Source organism: Gilvimarinus gilvus (assembly GCF_030518155.1).
In the GTDB taxonomy this organism is placed as follows: Bacteria; Pseudomonadota; Gammaproteobacteria; order Pseudomonadales; family Cellvibrionaceae; genus Gilvimarinus; species Gilvimarinus gilvus.
Genome location: NZ_JAULRU010000831.1, coordinates 1 through 677 on the forward strand (window position 1 = coordinate 1; position 677 = coordinate 677).

A 677-nucleotide genomic window follows, 5' to 3' on the forward strand; every position below is an offset into this window, starting at 1 on the left:
AGGCGTGGACGTGTACTTCGACAACGTGGGCGGCGAGATTCTGGACGCCGTGCTCACGCGCATCAACTTCAAGGCGCGCATCGTGATTTGCGGCGCCATCAGCCAGTACAACAACAAGGACGCGGTGAAGGGCCCGGCCAACTACCTGGCATTGCTGGTGAACCGCGCGCGCATGGAAGGCTTTGTGGTGATGGACCACACCAAGGAGTACGGCAAGGCCGCACAGGAAATTGCCGGGTGGCTGGCAAACGGGCAGGTGAAAAGCAAGGAAGATGTGGTGGAGGGGCTGGAGACCTTCCCAGAGACCTTGCTGAAGCTGTTCAACGGTGAGAATTTCGGCAAGTTGGTGCTGAAGGTTTAACCCTACCCGAATGCGCAGCCCCCGGAAGTTGCGGCCTGGCTTCACGCCGGGCTGCGCAGCACAGCCCCCCCTCATTCCCGCACGCTCAGCAGGCGCCCGTGGCCCTGCTGGCGCCGCGAATTGCAGCCCCCATCGGCGTACCGGATTCACAGGTTGACCTTGCCTGTCAGATACCTGCCGTATCCCTTCGTTGCCCCTTCATTTAGAATGGGTAAAGCCTGAGCAAGACATTGGATTACCATCACTTCAGGCCTGGGCAAACAGGCAGTCTGCACCTAAGCGTCAGACAAAACGGATCAACGCTAGGGGTTTGAAA

Annotated in this window: 1 protein-coding gene; it reads left to right on the forward strand. The window is 59.4% G+C overall.

The features are described 5' to 3' along the window. A partial coding sequence (locus QWI17_RS23060; RefSeq protein WP_302724895.1) for a zinc-binding dehydrogenase occupies nt 1-361 on the forward strand: 361 nt, incomplete at its 5' end. Nucleotides 362-677: the final 316 nt, after the last annotated feature.